Genomic DNA, 15624 nt, shown 5'->3' with positions numbered 1-15624 from the left:
TAGTTATCCTGTTCCCCGCGATGATCAACAGAGGGGGAGAGACCTGGTGAACCACCATTCCATGCGGCTCAGGGGCTTGGTGGCCGTGGCCGCTCTCGTGCTCACGGCAGGATGCGGGGGCGCGGAGGAAGACGGCAAGGGCGCGGCACACGGCGGTGATGCGGCGAAGTCGGCCGCGCCGAAAGGCCCCGCCATGCGCGAAGTGAAGGCACCGGTGCGTTTCTCGACCCAGCAGAGCGTCGCACTGCCTGATTCCGCGGGGGCGGGCAATGTCGCCATCGCGGGACTCCAGCACCCGCTGCCCGTCGCCCCGCACAAGGGCATGGTGGTCATCGCCCGCCCCGACGGCATGGAGATCGCCAACGGGTACCGGAAGGCCGACCCCGTACTGATCACTCCGAAGCACGAACCCCTCACCGCCATCGACGACTTGGGGGCGGTGGTCGGCTCGAACCCCGCACGCCGGCCGGTCATCACGGAGCACGAGGGCAAGACCCTGGCGCTGAGCAGCGTGGTCACCGACGTGCCCGGCTCCGGCACCACCAAGGGCCACCATGAGGTCGAACTCATCGCCGCGGAGCTGGACGCCGACGGTGGAGCGGCCGCCAAGGCCTGGTCGGCGCGGGTCCCCCTCGGGGAGATGGAGTACTCCCTGGACGTGGACGAAGAGGACACGGAAGTGGTCGGGGTCACCGGCGGGATCGCGACCGTGTACGCGCAGGGAAGGCTCTTCGGCGTCGACCTCGGCAGTCACCGGAAGGTGTGGACGGCTCCGGGGACGTACGCCGAAGGGGCCGTCCTGGCCGGCGGCAGGCTGGTGGCCCTGCGCGACCATGAGGGCGGTGACCGGCGGCCCGTGGGCCTGGATCCGGCGGACGGGCGCCAGAAGTGGGTCATGGACGACCTGGCGGCCGACGACCTGACCCCGGCGGGCCCCGGCACGGTCTTCGTGGGCGGGTATCTGACAGGGGACGACGAGGGCGAGGAAGAGGCCGCTCTGATCGACGCGGCCACCAGCAAGAAGATCCGGACCTTCGACGAGACCACGCAGAGCGGCGAGTGCGCGTACGACGGCCGCTCCACGACCGTGTGCTCCGTCGGGGACTCCGTGACCGCCTACGACTCCGGGACCGGCAAGGTGCGATGGGCGCTCCCCGACAAGTCGGAGAACCGCGTCGCTCCCAAGGTCACGCTGGTGCGGGCGGGCCTGGTGTACGGGACCACGGAGAACGGCCCCGTAGTCCTGGACTCCACCACCGGGGCCGACAAGGAGAACGACCCCGGCATCGCGCCCTACTTCAGTGACGGATACATCGGCATCGCGCTCGCGGAGTCCGACAACACGGTGACGGCCTACCGCGTCGAGCGCTGAGCGGCGAGCACCGAGAGGCGTCTTCCGAACGGGGCTCAGCGCACCGGGAAGCCGAAGGTGTGGCCCTGCTCCTTGAGCCGGGGGAGGAGTTGGCGCAGGGCGGCGACGGTCTGGGTGCGGTCGCCGCCCGCGTCGTGGAAGAGGAGGGTCGGCCCGCCCGGCAGCTCCCGCTCCACGGTGGCGACGATGACGTCCGTGCCCGGACGTTCGAAGTCCTTGGTGTCCACGTTCCAGCCCAGCGGCCGCATGCCCCGGGAAGCGGCGAGCTTGCGGCTGTACGGGGTGAACGCCCCGCCGGGCGCCCGGTAGTACATCGGCCGTACGCCCCCGGACGCCTTGGTGATCATGCGTTCGGCGTCGAGTATCTGCCGCTTCTGATAGGCCTCGGAATTCTTGTCCATGGCGGTGTCGTGCGACACGGAGTGGTCGCACAGCCGGTGTCCGGCCGCGACCACCTTCTTCACGAGGTCGGGGTGGGCCTGCGCCTGTGTCCCCACCATGCAGAACGTGGCCTTCACCCCGTACTCCCGCAGTACGTCGAGTACTTGAGGTGTCCATACGGGGTCGGGGCCGTCGTCGATGGTGATGTTGACGCCGCGCTTGCCCTCCTGGGAGGCGTGCGCGATGGTCGCCGCGACCGGCTTGACGTCACCGCCCGACGCGGCCGGTCCGGTGGCCTTCGGCGACGAGCCGCCCGTGGCACCGGCCTGCGCGGTCCACACCGAGGCACCGGTGGCGACCAACGTCACCCCGAGCGCCGCCCCCACCAACTTGCCGTACCAGCCCCGCCCACCGCTGTGCCGTGCCATGTCCGCCCCTCTCGCGCAGTCCCTCGCCCGGCAGGACGAGACGGGGTGGCCAAGGGATGCGTCCGTTACCGATCACGGACAATTCCGGGAGCTTTCGCGGACAAACTCTCCTGGAGCGGCCGAGCTACGGAGCGGCCGTCTTGGTGAGCACCAAGGACGGGGGCTCGTCCGGGGTGCGGAACTCCACCGTTCCATCCCCGCTCGGGTAGAGCTGGACGCCGGTGACCTCGCGGCGTCCGCCGTCCTTGATGTCCAGCATGATGAAATCGCTCGACGAACTGTCGACGAACTCCCACTGACCGCTGAAGTCACCAGGCCTTGAGGAACCGTCTGTCGACACGGCGGTGGCCGAGAACGTCCCGTCGGAACCGAGCGTGATCTGGCTGCCGGTCTCCTCGTCGCGGTAGACGCCGGGCAGCTCGTCGGGGTCGACCGAGGCCGTACACCCTGAGGTCAGTACCGCGGAAGCGGTAAGCGCGGCGACAAGCCACCGTCGACCTGTCCCCCCGGCTATCCCCCCGATCATCACGGCCCCAGCATAACGGCGCCCTCGATCGGAGGGTGTTCGCCTGTCCGCACCGCGCCGAAGCGGGTACACGGAGAGGTGCACGGTCCGCTCGCCAACCTCGTCATAGGAGAAGAGACATGCCAGGAATGCTGACGAAGATCAAGGATTTCGTCCGGAGCCCGCAGGGTCGGCGCACCGTTGACCAGGCCCGTCGCGCCTCCGCCGATCCCCGGCGACGGGCCCAGGCCCAGCGGCTCCTCGGCAGGCTGCGCCGCCGCTGACGGCAGCCGGCCGGCGACCCGGGGCCTGCGTGAGGCAACCCGGGGTACTGGAGACCAGCCCGACGGTCCTATATTCATACAAACAATTCACGCGCGGCCCTGCTGCGATGAACACGGGGTAGGACCGCAGTGAGCGAACCCGACGGCACTGAACCCGCCCGGACCGAGTCCCGCGCCGCCCGCAAGGCGCGCGAGAAGGCGCGCAGGCGCAAGCGGATGGCCGTGGCCGCGGCCGTGCTCGGCCTCGGCGGGGTGGCCACCACGTGCGTGCTCGCCCTCGGGAACTCCTCCGGGAGCCGGAGCGAGGACCGGCACACCGCGTCCACATCTTCGGGCAACGCGGCGCAGAAGGCGCGTGCCGCCAAGCGCGCGAAGAAGAGCGAGGAGAAGTGGGACGGCAAGGTCCGGGTGCTGGGCGACGGCTCCACCTCGTACACCGGACCGCAGCGCGGACAGCTCAAGCCCAAGAAGCTGAAGCCCGGCGAGAAGCCGCCGCAGTTCGTGGTCTTCTCCTGGGACGGCGCGCTGGAGGGCGACGACCGCCGCTTCTCCCACTTCCGCCAGGTGGCGCGGGACAGCAACGCCCACATGACCTTCTTCCTCACCGGCATCTACCTCCTGCCGGAGAGCAAGAAGTCGCTCTACCGCCCGCCGCAGCACAACCCGGGCTCGGCCGCCATCTCGTATCCGACCGTCCCGCACATACAGACCACGCTGGAGCAACTGCGCGGCGCCTGGAAGGACGGCAACGAGATCGGTTCGCACTTCAACGGGCACTTCTGCGGACCCAAGGGCGGCGGTGACTGGAGCTCCGAGGAGTGGAAGAGCGAGATCGAGCAGACGTACGCGTTCATGAAGAAGTGGAAGACCAACACCGGCTTCACCCAGGAGGCGCCCCTGCCCTTCGACCCGGACCGGGAAGTGGTCGGTGGGCGCGCGCCCTGCCTGGAGGGGCAGAAGAACCTCCTGGCCGCGATCAAGCCGTTCGGCTGGCGTTACGACGCGAGTTCCTCCGGGGACTTCCAGATATGGCCGTCCAAGGTCGACGGCATATGGAACTTTCCCCTGCAACTCCTGCCCATGGAGGGCAAAGAGGTGCAAGTCCTCTCCATGGACTTCAACTTCCTCTACCACCAGTCCGGCGACAGCACCCAGGGCGACCCGGCGAAGTTCCCGGCGTGGGAGGCGCAGGTCCGCAACTCGTACATGAACGGCTTCAACCGCGTCTACAACGGCAGCCGGGCGCCGATGTTCGTCGGCAACCACTTCGAGGACTGGAACGGCGGGATCTACATGAACGCCGTCGAGGACGTGATGCGGGAGGTGTGCCCGCGCAAGGGCGTCCGCTGCGTGTCGTTCCGGGAGCTGGCGGACTGGCTCGACGCCCAGGACCCGAAGGTCCTGGCCAGGCTGCGCCTGCTCGACCCCGCGCAGGCGCCGGACTGGAAGTCGCTCGTCAAGTAGCGCGGGCGAGCCGCCCGGGCGGGGGCGTCCGGCGCCCCGCCCGGCCCACGCCTAATCGACCGCCTTGATGTAGTCGGCCCACAGCCCCACCGCCCGCTCGCTGCCGAGCGTTCCGGGGGCGTCACCGCCCAGCCCCTTCAGCGGCAGCGGCACCAGGTCCTTGAGCGACATGCGGTAGACCACCACGGCCGTGGTCTCGTCCTCGGTGCCTCCCACGAACCAGCCCGCCGTGTTCGCGGTGGTCGTCCCCGTCTTGCCCACGGCACCGGCGTGCGCCCCGACCGCCGCCTTGGCCGACCCCTCGGTCATGGTGGTCCGCAGGGCGTCCGTGACCGTCCGGGCGGTCTTCTCCGACACCGCCCGGACGGGTTTCGGCCCGTCGAGCGGCACCGCGTCCCCGGCCCGCGTGACCGAGCGCACCGAGTAGGGGTCGGTGTGCATGCCGTCGGCGGCGAAGGTCTGGTACGCGCCGGCCATGCGGATGGCGCTGGGCGTCGAGTTCTCCCCGAGCGCGAACGTGGGGATCCGCTCCCCGAGGCTCGATTCGAGCAGGCCCGCCCGCAAGGCGTACTTCTCCACCCGGTCGAGGCCGACATCGAGACCGAGCTGGAGCATGGGCGTGTTGACGGAGTCGGCGACGGCCTGCCGCAAGGTCACCTCGCCCCAGTCCCGGCCGCCCTCGTTGCGCCCCTTCACCACCTTGCCGCTGCGGTCCCAGTACGGCCCCTCCGGCGTCCGTACGGCGATCCGGTCGTCGCCGTCGTAGACGCTGGCGGGGGAGACGGGTGTGCGGCCCCCCTCACGGGTGCGCTGCACACCGTCCTCGAGCGCGGCGGCGTAGACGAAGGGGGTGAAGACCGAACCGGCCGGGATGGTCGTCGCGTTCGACTGGTTGAACCCCTGCTTCAGGAAGTCGTGGCCCCCGTACACGGCGAGCAGGCGGCCGTCCGGGCCGACGCTCGCCGCGCCGATCCTGGCGTGCTTGTCCGTGTCGGGCCGGCGCTCGGCGTCGAAGTCCTTGTCGGCCTTCCGGACGGCTGCGGTCAGGGCCTTCGTGCGCTTCCGGTCGAAGGTCGTGCGGATCTGGTAGCCGCCGAGGTCGTAGTCGGCCGTCGTGATGTGCCCGGCCTTGATCGCGTGCCGCTTCGCCAGCTCCACCAGGTAGCCGGTCTGCGCGCCGGGGATGGTGCCGCCGGACCCCGGCTTCGTGGGCTCCGGGAACTTCTTGTACGTGGCGCGCTCGGCCCGCGTGAGATGGCCGGTCTCGACCATGCGGTCCAGGATCCAGTTCCACCGCTCGACGGCCCGCGCGCGATTCTCCTTGCCGAGGGCCGGGTCGTACAGTCCGGCGCCCTTGAGGAGAGAGGCCAGGAAGGCGCCCTCGCTGGGGTTGAGCCGCGAGACGTCCTTGCCGTAGTACGCGTGCGAGGCGCGCTGGATGCCGTAGGTGCCGCGGCCGAACCAGCTCGTGTTCAGGTAGTCCTGGAAGATCTTGTCCTTGCTCGTGTGGTTGTCCAGCTTCACGGCGAGCAGGGCTTCGGTGAACTTCCGGGAGAACGTGCGGTCCTGGCTGAGGTAGACGTTCTTCACGTACTGCTGGGTGATGGTCGATCCGCCCTGCGTCTCCCCGCCGGTGACCGCCGCGGTCGCGGCACGCAGGAAACCGGTCGGCGAGATCCCGGCATCCGAGTAGAAGCTCGCGTTCTCGGCCGCGAGGACGGCCCCTCGGACCTTCGGCGGCACCTTGTCCAGCGGTATCTCCTGCCGGATGACCCAGCCGGTGCGGGCCATGACGGTGCCGTCGGACCAGTAGTAGACGTTGTCCTGTTGCGTGGCGAAAGAGTTGAGGTCATCCGGTATGTCCGTGGCGGCGTACGCGATCGCGACAGAGCCGGTCAAACCGAGAAGCACGTACAGGAAGGCGCCCAGCCACTGACGCCAGGACGGTATCCACCGCCGCCATCCGCTGCGGCCCGGCCGGGGGTACGCGGGACGCAGCCGCCGCAGTTGCCTGCGCGCCCCGGCGAGGACACCGGGTATGCCGCTGTCCGACCGTCCCCCGCGCGACTGTCCGGGCTTCCTGCGCCGACCGGTCGCCGCGCGTCGGCGTCCCGGTGCCGCCCGCCGTCCCCCGCTACCCCCACCTGCGGTTATCCTGCGCCCACCCACCCCGCATGCCTCCTCTGCTGCGCTATGCCGCACACCCTAGAGGTAGCCGGGGCGCGGCCGCCGGGGCTCTGGCGTCCCGGCCCGGCGGCCTTCGGGTCCCGCGGCGAACGAACGGCACGGTGAGGGCACGGAGTTGTGCGAAGATTCCGTGCCCCAGTCGGGGTGATCACGTGCACGAGAGGAAACACAGTGATACCCAAGAGATACAGACCCGCCGCCGTCGCGAGCCTGACCGCGGCCGTGGCCTCCGGCTCCCTGCTCGCGCCCCCCGCGCACGCGGACGCCGTCGACAGCGGTCCCCGCAAGGCCGACCGCGAGACGGTCGCCGCCTTCGCCCGCATCGCCGATGACGTCCTTTCCCGGCGCACCCAGGCCCTGGTGGAGGATCACGCGGGACGCGGCGACTCCGGTGCCGGCGCTCCCAAGACGCGCATGTCCGGCCGGCTGAAGAAGGACGAGGACGCCGCGCTGCGGTCGCTGGGCGCCCGCAAGTCGCGCCTGGCGAAGCTCGGCGAGGCCTACACGAAGGCGGACACCCGCGTCGTCGTGGAGCGCGCCACGATCACCGGCCACACGGCGACCGTCCAGGTCACCTCGTCGTCGACGCTCACGTACAAGAAGGTGCGCGGGGACGAACCGGCCACCACCGCGTTCTCCACTCGGCAGGAGCTGAAGCTCGCCGGCACGAAGGACGGCGGCTGGAAGCTGACCGGCATCACCTCGCGGGACAACGGTCCCGCGGCGGTCGACGAGCCGTCGGCGGCCGGGGTGAACACCGTCAAGGACGACGGCAACCAGTACCCCGACGGCACTCCGGCGTCCACCAAGTACCCCACCACGCCGATGCCCTCGGGCAAGACGGGCGGCGCCTACGACTACTCCGCCATGGCGCGGTACGCGGAGAGGTACTGGAGCAACTACAACCCGGCGTACCGGAAGTTCAACGGAGCCGGCGGCGACTGCACCAACTTCGTCAGCCAGGCGCTGAAGGCGGGCGGCTGGAAGCCCGTCCCGGGCTCCGCTCTCGACTACCGGAACTGGTGGTACGAGCGCGCGAGCCAGAGCACCTCCTGGGTCGGCGTGAACGAATGGGCGTGGTTCACGCTGTCCAACCGGCGGGCCCCGAACCTGTCGAGCGTCTACAAGCTGGACGTCGGTGACGTCCTGCAGGTGGACTTCGACAAGAACGGCTCGAAGGACCACACCATGCTGGTGACGTACCGCGACAGGCGGGGCATGCCGTACCTCACCTACCACTCCACGGACACGGTCCGAAGGTCGCTGGCGAGCATCCTCGCGTCCTCGCCCAACGCGCGGTACTTCGCGTACCGCACCTGACGGAACCGGTAGCCCGCACAGGCATGGACGGCCGGGAGCTGACCGGACTCGTGCGCGGCTGTCACGCGGGAAACTCGATCAGGCCGACGGGTGGCAGTGTGGGCGTCTTGGAACCCCCTGAGGGTTCGATGGTGATGCCCATCCCGTCGGCCTGGTCGATCGTCCCGTCCATGAGGGTGATCTGGGTGCTCTGGTCCCGGTCGAGGAGCCCCGCGGGACGCATCGTGCCGTCGTCGTTGAACCACAGCTCGTAGACCTTGCCCTCAGGCGGTGCGTCGAGGCCGGACACGGAGAAGACCGCACGGTTCTGGCTCGCCGAGGTCACCACGACGCCGCGGGCGCCGCCGGGCAGGGACGCGGTGTGTGTCCGCGCGTCACCGGCGGCCAGAACCTCGGCCACTTGATCGGCACTGGCCTCTGCCCGGTGTGCCTGCTCGCGGGCCTGCCGCGCTTCCTGGTGCTGCCAGGTCGCCACGCCGCCCAGGGACGCGGCGACCAGGCAGGCGGCCAGAGCCAGCCGACGCAGCCAGAGCGAACCCTGCGGTGATCCCTGCGGCGCTTGCACGACGGTCGACTCCCGCACGACGCGCGGCGGTTCCTGGCGGACGCGGGAGATCTGCCGAAGGACGGAGTGCTTGAGAGCGGGAGGCGGTGCGCTGCCGACGGCGAGCGCCAGCCGTCCCGCCGTGGACACGAACTCCGCCACCTCCTGACGGCACTCCGCGCACGTGGCCAGATGCGCCTCGAACGTATCGCGCTCGTCGTCGTCGAGGGCGTCGAGGGCGTAGGCACCGGCGAAGGTGTGCGGGTCGCTCGCGCTCATGTCGCCACCCCCAAGCAGTCACGGAGCCGGATGAGCCCGTCCCGCATGCGGGTCTTCACCGTGCCGAGCGACGCCGACAGGCGCTCGGCCACTTGGCGGTAGGTCAGTCCCTGGTAGTAGGCGAGGATGATCGACTCGCGCTGGAGTTCCGTGAGGGTCTTCAGGCAACGCACCACGTCCTCGCGTTCCTGGCGGGCTTCCACCTCCGCCTCGGTCACGTCGAACTCGGGCAGCTGTGCGCGCCGGGCTGCCCGCTCCTCGCGCGCGGCGGAGGCCACGACCGAGCGGACGCGGTCCACCGCTCTGCGATGTGCCAGCGTGAGTACCCAGTTCATCACTGATCCCCGTTCCGGCCGGTAGTCGGCGGCATGACGCCACACCTCCACCAGCACCTCTTGCGTCACTTCCTCGGACTGCGCCACGTCGCGCACAACGGCCCGCGCGATTCCGAAGACGGGGCCGGCCACTGATTCGTACAGCTGACCGAAGGCCTGCTCGTCGCCGTCGACGATCTGTTTCATCAATGCGATCAGGTCAGGTTTGTCGTCAGGGTTGCCGCCGATGAACACCGTTCGCCTCATGTCGACATCATTACCGACTCGCTACGTGCCATGTCCGCACGGTGGAAAATGGGAGTGCCGCCCATGATTCGTCACCGAGGGCGAAAAGGATTGGTTGAACGGTGGCGAGATCCGAACGCGAGAGGCGGACGGAGTATTCGTAGCCGCGACCCGTTTGGATTGGTCGGAAAGAATTTCTCCCTCAAATGGGGGGAGGACCAATCCGCACCCGGCCCCCGCTCCGGATGACCGGGTGTGAGCGAAGAAGCGAAGACCTCAAGGCGCCCCGGAGTGTGGCGGCTTGCCGGGCTGGGCGCGTTGAGCGGCCTGCTGGCGGGTTACTCCGCGCTGGCGACGGCCGAGCTGGTGTCCGCCGCCGTACGACCCGAGTCCAGCCCCGTCATCGCGGTGGGCGGAGCCGCGATCGACCGCACGCCGACCCCGGTGAAGGACTGGGCGATCCGCGAGTTCGGGACGGACGACAAGCTCGTCCTGCAACTGGGCATCCTCGCCGTCCTCACCCTGCTCGCGCTCGTCCTCGGAGCGCTGGCGGCCCGGTACCGGAGTATCGGCTCGGCAGGAGTCCTCTTGTTCGGCGTGGTCGGGGGCGTCGCCGCGACGAACCGTCCCGACTCCACGAGCGTCATGGACGCGCTGCCCTCGGTGGTCGGGGCCGTGGTGGGAGCGGGTCTCCTCTACTGGCTGGCCGGGCGCCTGCGGGCACGCAGGCACCCGGAACCTGCCGAGGAGCCCATGACCGAGGAGCCCGTGACCGAGGAGGGCATCAGGCTTGCTCCGGTCGCAAACCCGGCTCACGACCACGAGCGCCCGGGCTGGGACCGGCGAGGGTTCATCGTCGCCGCGACGGCCGCGGCGGCCGCGTCCACGGGGATCGGCCTCTTGGGCCGCTCCCTGAACGGTGCGCGCGGCCAGAACGCCATCGCCTCCCGCAACCAGGTCACGCTGCCCGCCCCGGCCTCGGCCGCCGCACCCGTCCCCAAGGGCGCCGCGCTCCGCATCAAGGACGTCAGCCCGTTCATGACGCCCAATCAGGACTTCTACCGGGTCGACACCGCGCTGGTGGTGCCCAGGGTCGACGCGACCTCATGGAGGTTGCGGATCCACGGCAAGGGCGTCACCCGCGAGACGACCGTCTCCTTCGCGGAGCTGCTGCGCATGCCGCTGATCGAGCGGAACATCACGCTGGCCTGCGTCTCGAACGAGGTGGGCGGACCGTATGTGGGCAACGCCCGGTGGATCGGCGTACGCCTGGCCGACCTCCTGGCGCAGTGCGGTGTGAAGCCGCCGTCCAAGGGCGGGCCCGCGGACCAGCTGGTCGCGCGGTCCGTGGACGGGATGACCATCGGAACCCCGGTCGAGGACGTCATGGACGGCCGTGACGCGATGCTCGCCCTCGGCATGAACGGCGAGCCACTACCCTTCGCGCACGGCTTCCCCGTACGCATGGTCGTCCCCGGCCTGTACGGGTTCGTGTCCGCCTGCAAGTGGATCCAGGACATCGAGCTGACCACGTTCGACGACTACGACCCCTACTGGGTGAAGCGGGACTGGGCCCGCAAGGCGCCGATCAAGACCCAGTCCCGTATCGACACCCCCAAGTCCTTCGCACGCCCCACGACCGGCACGGTGATGGTCGCCGGGGTGGCCTGGGCCCAGCACCGGGGGATCGACCGGGTCGAGCTCCGTGTCGACGACGGTCCCTGGCAGCAGGCCGACCTGGCAGCCGAGGACACCAGGGACACCTGGCGCCAGTGGTCCTTCCCCTGGAAAGCGACGTCCGGCGGCCACACCCTGACCGTCCGGGCCACGGACCGCACGGGCGAGACGCAGACGCGGAAGCGCACCGGCACCGTCCCCGACGGGGCCAGCGGCTGGCATTCGGTGGTGGTCACCGTGGACTGACCCAGGCCACCGCCGCGCCCCGCGGGATCAGCTGTCGCCGCGCCTCGCGGGATCAGCTGCCGCCGCCCCGCGCGGTATCAGCCGCACGAACCACCACCTGAACCCATGCGCAAGTCATCCGCATGAATGATCAAGGAGCAGAAATGAACGCCACCACCCGCCGTACCCGCCGTGGAGCCCTCGTTCTCGCCGCGGCGGCGATGCTGCCGCTCGCCCTGACCGCCTGTTCGAGCGACGACGGCAAGGACGAGGCGTCCTCGGACACCAAGTCGTCCGCCGCCTCCGAGAAGGCCACCGACAGCGCCGCGAGCGACAGGGACAGCGCCGACGGGCCGTTCGGCTCCGCGTGCTCCTCCGTGCCCGACGACGGCGCCGGCTCCTTCGACGGCATGGCCAAGGACCCGGTCGCCACGGCCGCCTCCAACAACCCGGACCTGTCCACGCTCGTGACCGCGGTCAAGAAGGCGGGTTTGGTCGACACCCTGAACAACGCCAAGGACATCACCGTGTTCGCGCCGACCAACGAGGCGTTCGCGAAGATCCCCAAGGCCGACCTGGACAAGGTCCTCAGCGACAAGGCCCAGCTCACCAAGATCCTGACCTACCACGTGGTGGGCCAGAAGCTGGCGCCCAAGGACCTGGAGAGCGGCTCGTTCGCCACGCTGGAGAAGTCCGAGCTGACGACGGCCGGATCCGGTGAGTCGTACAAGGTCAACGACTCCGCCAAGGTGGTCTGCGGCAACGTCGAGACCGCCAACGCCAACGTCCACATCATCGACACCGTCCTCATGCCGAAGATGTGACACCGGTAGTGACGTGGGGCCGACCCTTTGGGGCGGCCCCACGTCAGCGTGCTCCAACGGCGCGGCCCGGTCGGCGCTTCGCCGACCGGCTCATCGGGGTGAAGCCGCCTGGTGAAGCCGTTCGGCCGCCTGCCGGAGATAGGCGGTGACCTGCGGGTCGGCATCGAGGGTGTAGTCGCTGTCGAGGGCGGCGAGGATCTGGGCGATGCCGGGCAGGCGGTCGCCGGAACAGTCGACGGCGCAGGTGTCCGCGTCGAGGGGCTGGACGCGGTCGGCCAGGGCCCAGGTGCGGCGGCGGACGGTGTCGGCGGGGGCCTGGACGGTGGCGACGGCGCGGTAGCGGGTGGGCGCGGCGGCGATCTTCCCGGCGACGTACGCCGCGGGGTCGTCGCCCGGTACCGCACGGGGCGCGAAGTGGCTGCGGTTGGGGGTGAGGTGGCCGATGCGGTCGAGGCGGTAGATGCGCCAGTCGTCTCGGCCGGTGTCGTGGGCCAGGAGGTACCACAGGCCACCGGAGGCGACGAGGTGGTGGGGTTCGACGCGGCGCGAGGCCGAGGTGCCGTGCCGGGTGGTGTAGTCGAAGGTGACGGATTCGTGGTCGCGGCAGGCGGCGGCGAGGGCGGCCAGCAGCTTGGCGTCGATGCGCACCGTGCGGGTCTCCCAGCCGATGGTGGCCGTGGTCTGGTGCACTGCGGCCACCTGCGTGCGCAGCCTGGCGGGGAGGACCTGTTCGAGTTTGGCGAGGGCGCGCAGGGTGGTCTCTTCCATGCCGGTGAGGTGACCGGCGGCGGTGCGCAGGGCGACGGCGGTGGCGGTGGCCTCGTCGTCGTCGAGGATGAGGGGCGGCATGGCGGTGCCGGAGGCCAGCCGGTAGCCACCGGCGTGGCCCGTGGTGCCCTCGACGGGGTAGCCCAGCTCGCGCAGGCGGTCGATGTCGCGGCGGACGGTGCGGCCGGTGACGCCGAGCCGCTCGGAGAGTTCGGTGCCGGACCACTCGCGGCGCGTCTGCAGCAGGGAGAGCAGCCGGAGCATCCGGGCGGGAAGGTCGGTCGTCATATTTCCAGAATGCCGCTCTTTAAGGACGTGAGGTGTCCTAAAAGCGTCCTAACGTGAAGACATGTCCGAGAACGAACCCTCCCGAAACCGCACGAACGCGGCGGATCCGCGTAGGTGGGCGGCGCTGGTCGTCGTACTCGTCGCCTCCTTCATGGACGCGGTCGACGTCACCGTGGTCCACATCGCTCTGCCCGACATCCAGGCCGAGACCGGCGCGTCCACGGCGCAGGTCCAGTGGATCACCGGCGGATATGCGCTGGCGTTCGCGCTCGGGCTGATCACCGGCGGTCGGCTCGGCGACCTGTTCGGCCGCAAGAGGATCTTCCTGCTGGGTGTCGTCGGCTTCACGCTCACCTCGCTGGTGTGCGGTGTGGCAGGCAACCCGGAGACGCTGCTGGCCGGGCGGGTCGCGCAGGGCGCGATGGCCGCGTTGATGGTGCCGCAGGTGCTGTCGATCATCCACGTCACCTTCCCCGAGCAGGAGCGGGGCAAGGTCTTCGGGATCTACGGTTCGGTCATGGCCCTGGGCACGCTCGCCGGGCCTCTGGTCGGCGCGCTGCTGGTCGAGGGCGACCTGTTCGGGCTCGGCTGGCGGCCGGTCTTCCTGGTCAACCTGCCGCTGGGCGTCGCCGGGCTGATCGCCGGGGCCCTGCTGATCCGCGAGTCGAGGGCCGAGCGGGCGGCGCGTCTGGACCTGGTGGGCGTGGTGCTGGCCACGGCCGGTCTGCTGGCGCTGGTCCTGCCGCTCACGCAGGGCCGTGAGCTGGGCTGGCCTGCGTGGACGTACGGATCGATGGCCGCCTCCGTGCCCCTCCTGGCCGCGTTCGTGGCCTGGGAACGGCGGCTGGCGCGGCGCGGCGGATCGCCGCTGGTGGTGCTGTCGCTGTTCTCCCGGCGCAGCTTCGCCGGCGGGCAGGGAGTGCAGCTGCTGTTCGGTCTGGCCTCGGGCGTGTTCTTCCTGGCCTGGACGCTCTACCTGCAGCTGGGGCTTGGCTTCTCGCCGCTGAGGGCCGGGCTGTCGGGGATGCCGCTGTCGGCGGCGATGATGGCCGGCGCCGGACTGTCGATGCAGGTGCTGGTGCCGCGCTTCGGCCGCCGCGTACTTCAGGCCGGAGGATTGCTGGCCGCCGCGGGCATGGTGTCGTTCGTCTGCCTGGCCGGCCACTACGGCACCGGCATCGCGCTGTGGCAGACGATGATGCCGCTGATCCCGATGGGCCTGGGCATGGGGATGATCATCGCCCCGCTGACCGACGCGATCCTCTCCGAGGTCCCCCACGAGCATGCCGGCTCGGCCTCCGGCCTGACCAACACCACGATGCAGCTCGGCCAGGCAGTCGGTGTGGCCTTGTCCTCGGTCGTCTTCTTCGACCGGCTCGGACCCGGCAGCCCCACCACGCAGGCGCACCAGATGCCGCACGCCTTCGCCGGCTCCCTGTGGTACGTGGCCGCGGCCTTCCTCGCCGCGTCCGCCGTCCTGTTCGCCCTGCCGAGGACGGTCGGCACCAAGCGACCGGCGAGCGACGAGGCCGCTCCGGAGCGAGAGTGGGAGCCGGTGCCGGAGCAGGAGGCCGAGGCGGCCCCCGTCGGCTGACACGCCTTGCCTTGCTTTGCCTTGCCCCTGCGAAACACCTACGAAAGGCATCACCGCCATGAGTCTCATGTCTCCCGGCCAAGTGGTCTGGTTCGAGATCTGCACCACCGATCCGAAGGCCGCCACCGACTTCTACGGCCCGCTGCTCGGCTGGAACTTCGAAGTCGACCTGGACTCCTCGGTCGACGGCCGCGCCTACACCCGCATCATCGCCCCGGGCGCCCCCTGGCCGATGGGCGCGATCCAGCAGGGCGACACCGGCGGCGAGAGCCTCAACCTCTCCATCCTCTCCGCCGACGTCCACGCCGATGTCGACAAGCTCACCGCACTCGGCGCGCAGGTTCTGGTGCCGGCGACGGCGGTCGGCGAGGTGACGGTCTTCGCCCGGCTGGCCGACCCGCGCGGCAACGCCCTGTCCCTGTTCTCCCGCGGCGAGTCGGCGAAGCTCGCCGAGCGGGCCCGGGCGACCGAGGGACACATGGAGCAGGCCGTGGCCGCGCCGCAGCCCGGTGCGATGGCCCGGTTCGAGATCGGCACCACCGACGCGCAGGCCACGAGGGACTTCTACGCGGCGGCGTTCGGCTGGCGGTTCGAGAGGGGCGAGTCGGCTGACGGCACCCCGTACTTCGACGTCTTCACCGGCGCCCAGGGGCCCGTCGGCGGACTGCGGGACTACAGCGAAAGCCCCGAGGGCGTCGACTACGTCATGCCGTGCTTCCTGGTCTCCGACGCCGTGACCATCAGTACGGCCGCGGAACAGGCGGGTGCCCGGGTCGAGTACGGCCCCGCGACCGACCCCGAGGGGCTGGTCTTCTCCCGCGTACTCGATCCGCGCGGCACCCGCTTCGGGCTGTTCTCCCCGCCCGTGCGTACGCGGACGCCGTGATGGAGCGACACCCGGACGCTGCCCCGCCCACCGCCACC

14 protein-coding genes are annotated in these 15624 nt (G+C 70.3%); 8 read left to right on the top strand and 6 right to left on the bottom strand.

What is annotated here, in order from left to right; translation table 11 throughout:
* Positions 1-46: 46 nt before the first annotated feature.
* Positions 47-1372: a PQQ-binding-like beta-propeller repeat protein gene (locus DMA15_RS00715; protein WP_125510717.1), complete on the top strand. Its 1326-nt coding sequence runs from the start codon at positions 47-49 to the stop codon at positions 1370-1372.
* 35 nt (positions 1373-1407) lie between these two features.
* Here DMA15_RS00715 and DMA15_RS00710 read toward each other — a convergent pair whose 3' ends face one another.
* The gene (locus tag DMA15_RS00710; protein ID WP_125510716.1) at positions 1408-2181 is read right to left on the bottom strand and encodes a polysaccharide deacetylase family protein; all 774 of its coding nucleotides are present in this window, start codon (positions 2179-2181) and stop codon (positions 1408-1410) included.
* 124 nt (positions 2182-2305) lie between these two features.
* Positions 2306-2707, bottom strand: coding sequence for a hypothetical protein (locus tag DMA15_RS00705; protein WP_125517141.1), 402 nt, complete (start codon positions 2705-2707; stop codon positions 2306-2308).
* A 119-nt stretch (positions 2708-2826) separates the two neighbouring features.
* Here DMA15_RS00705 and DMA15_RS36470 point away from each other — a divergent pair, with 119 nt between their 5' ends.
* Positions 2827-2970 carry a hypothetical protein gene (locus DMA15_RS36470; protein ID WP_164551657.1) on the top strand — a complete coding sequence of 48 codons (144 nt, stop codon included), beginning with the start codon at positions 2827-2829 and terminating at the stop codon, positions 2968-2970.
* Between the two features lie 216 nt (positions 2971-3186).
* Complete coding sequence (locus tag DMA15_RS00700; protein ID WP_125517139.1) at positions 3187-4434, top strand: hypothetical protein; 1248 nt, start codon at positions 3187-3189, stop codon at positions 4432-4434.
* 51 nt (positions 4435-4485) lie between these two features.
* On the opposite strand, the gene DMA15_RS00695 is transcribed toward DMA15_RS00700, so the two are convergent.
* Positions 4486-6474 (bottom strand): transglycosylase domain-containing protein, encoded by a 1989-nt coding sequence (locus DMA15_RS00695; protein ID WP_240660144.1) that lies wholly within the window; start codon positions 6472-6474, stop codon positions 4486-4488.
* A gap of 318 nt (positions 6475-6792) precedes the next feature.
* Between DMA15_RS00695 and DMA15_RS00690 the strand changes: the two genes are divergently transcribed.
* A complete protein-coding gene (locus DMA15_RS00690; protein WP_125510715.1) occupies positions 6793-7941 on the top strand; it encodes an amidase domain-containing protein in 1149 nt (382 codons plus the stop codon).
* 61 nt (positions 7942-8002) lie between these two features.
* On the opposite strand, the gene DMA15_RS00685 is transcribed toward DMA15_RS00690, so the two are convergent.
* Together DMA15_RS00685 and sigK are read right to left on the bottom strand one after the other, a co-directional pair.
* A complete protein-coding gene (locus DMA15_RS00685; RefSeq protein ID WP_125510714.1) occupies positions 8003-8764 on the bottom strand; it encodes an anti-sigma factor in 762 nt (253 codons plus the stop codon).
* Positions 8761-9345: an ECF RNA polymerase sigma factor SigK gene (sigK, locus tag DMA15_RS00680; protein ID WP_125510713.1), complete on the bottom strand. Its 585-nt coding sequence runs from the start codon at positions 9343-9345 to the stop codon at positions 8761-8763. The genes DMA15_RS00685 and sigK overlap by 4 nt, the downstream gene beginning before the upstream one ends.
* Before the next feature lie 234 nt (positions 9346-9579).
* Between sigK and DMA15_RS00675 the strand changes: the two genes are divergently transcribed.
* Complete coding sequence (locus DMA15_RS00675; protein ID WP_125510712.1) at positions 9580-11247, top strand: molybdopterin-dependent oxidoreductase; 1668 nt, start codon at positions 9580-9582, stop codon at positions 11245-11247.
* 143 nt (positions 11248-11390) lie between these two features.
* Positions 11391-12050 carry a fasciclin domain-containing protein gene (locus DMA15_RS00670; protein ID WP_125510711.1) on the top strand — a complete coding sequence of 220 codons (660 nt, stop codon included), beginning with the start codon at positions 11391-11393 and terminating at the stop codon, positions 12048-12050.
* Positions 12051-12140: 90 nt separating this feature from the next.
* Here DMA15_RS00670 and DMA15_RS00665 read toward each other — a convergent pair whose 3' ends face one another.
* Positions 12141-13106 (bottom strand): WYL domain-containing protein, encoded by a 966-nt coding sequence (locus DMA15_RS00665; protein ID WP_125510710.1) that lies wholly within the window; start codon positions 13104-13106, stop codon positions 12141-12143.
* Positions 13107-13167: 61 nt separating this feature from the next.
* On the opposite strand from DMA15_RS00665, the gene DMA15_RS00660 reads away from it, so the two are divergent.
* Both DMA15_RS00660 and DMA15_RS00655 read left to right on the top strand, forming a co-directional pair.
* Positions 13168-14700 (top strand): MFS transporter, encoded by a 1533-nt coding sequence (locus tag DMA15_RS00660; protein ID WP_125510709.1) that lies wholly within the window; start codon positions 13168-13170, stop codon positions 14698-14700.
* 58 nt (positions 14701-14758) lie between these two features.
* Entirely contained in the window at positions 14759-15586 is an 828-nt protein-coding gene (locus tag DMA15_RS00655; RefSeq protein ID WP_125510708.1) for a VOC family protein, read from the top strand.
* Positions 15587-15624 lie beyond the last annotated feature (38 nt).

Origin of the sequence: Streptomyces sp. WAC 01529 (assembly GCF_003945545.1) — a bacterium.
Classification (GTDB): Bacteria; Actinomycetota; Actinomycetes; order Streptomycetales; family Streptomycetaceae; genus Streptomyces; species Streptomyces anatolicus.
This window is presented reverse-complemented; position numbering and strand designations above follow the sequence as displayed.

Bases quoted from the DNA above. Each gene is read 5' to 3' on its own strand.
- DMA15_RS00710 (WP_125510716.1), bottom strand. From the start codon at position 2,181: ATGGCACGGCACAGCGGTGGGCGGGGCTGGTACGGCAAGTTGGTGGGG.
- DMA15_RS00705 (WP_125517141.1), bottom strand. From the start codon at position 2,707: ATGATCGGGGGGATAGCCGGGGGGACAGGTCGACGGTGGCTTGTCGCC.
- DMA15_RS36470 (WP_164551657.1), top strand. From the start codon at position 2,827: ATGCCAGGAATGCTGACGAAGATCAAGGATTTCGTCCGGAGCCCGCAG.
- DMA15_RS00700 (WP_125517139.1), top strand. From the start codon at position 3,187: ATGGCCGTGGCCGCGGCCGTGCTCGGCCTCGGCGGGGTGGCCACCACG.
- DMA15_RS00685 (WP_125510714.1), bottom strand. From the start codon at position 8,764: ATGAGCGCGAGCGACCCGCACACCTTCGCCGGTGCCTACGCCCTCGAC.
- sigK (WP_125510713.1), bottom strand. From the start codon at position 9,345: ATGAGGCGAACGGTGTTCATCGGCGGCAACCCTGACGACAAACCTGAC.
- DMA15_RS00670 (WP_125510711.1), top strand. From the start codon at position 11,391: ATGAACGCCACCACCCGCCGTACCCGCCGTGGAGCCCTCGTTCTCGCC.
- DMA15_RS00665 (WP_125510710.1), bottom strand. From the start codon at position 13,106: ATGACGACCGACCTTCCCGCCCGGATGCTCCGGCTGCTCTCCCTGCTG.
- DMA15_RS00660 (WP_125510709.1), top strand. From the start codon at position 13,168: ATGTCCGAGAACGAACCCTCCCGAAACCGCACGAACGCGGCGGATCCG.
- DMA15_RS00655 (WP_125510708.1), top strand. From the start codon at position 14,759: ATGAGTCTCATGTCTCCCGGCCAAGTGGTCTGGTTCGAGATCTGCACC.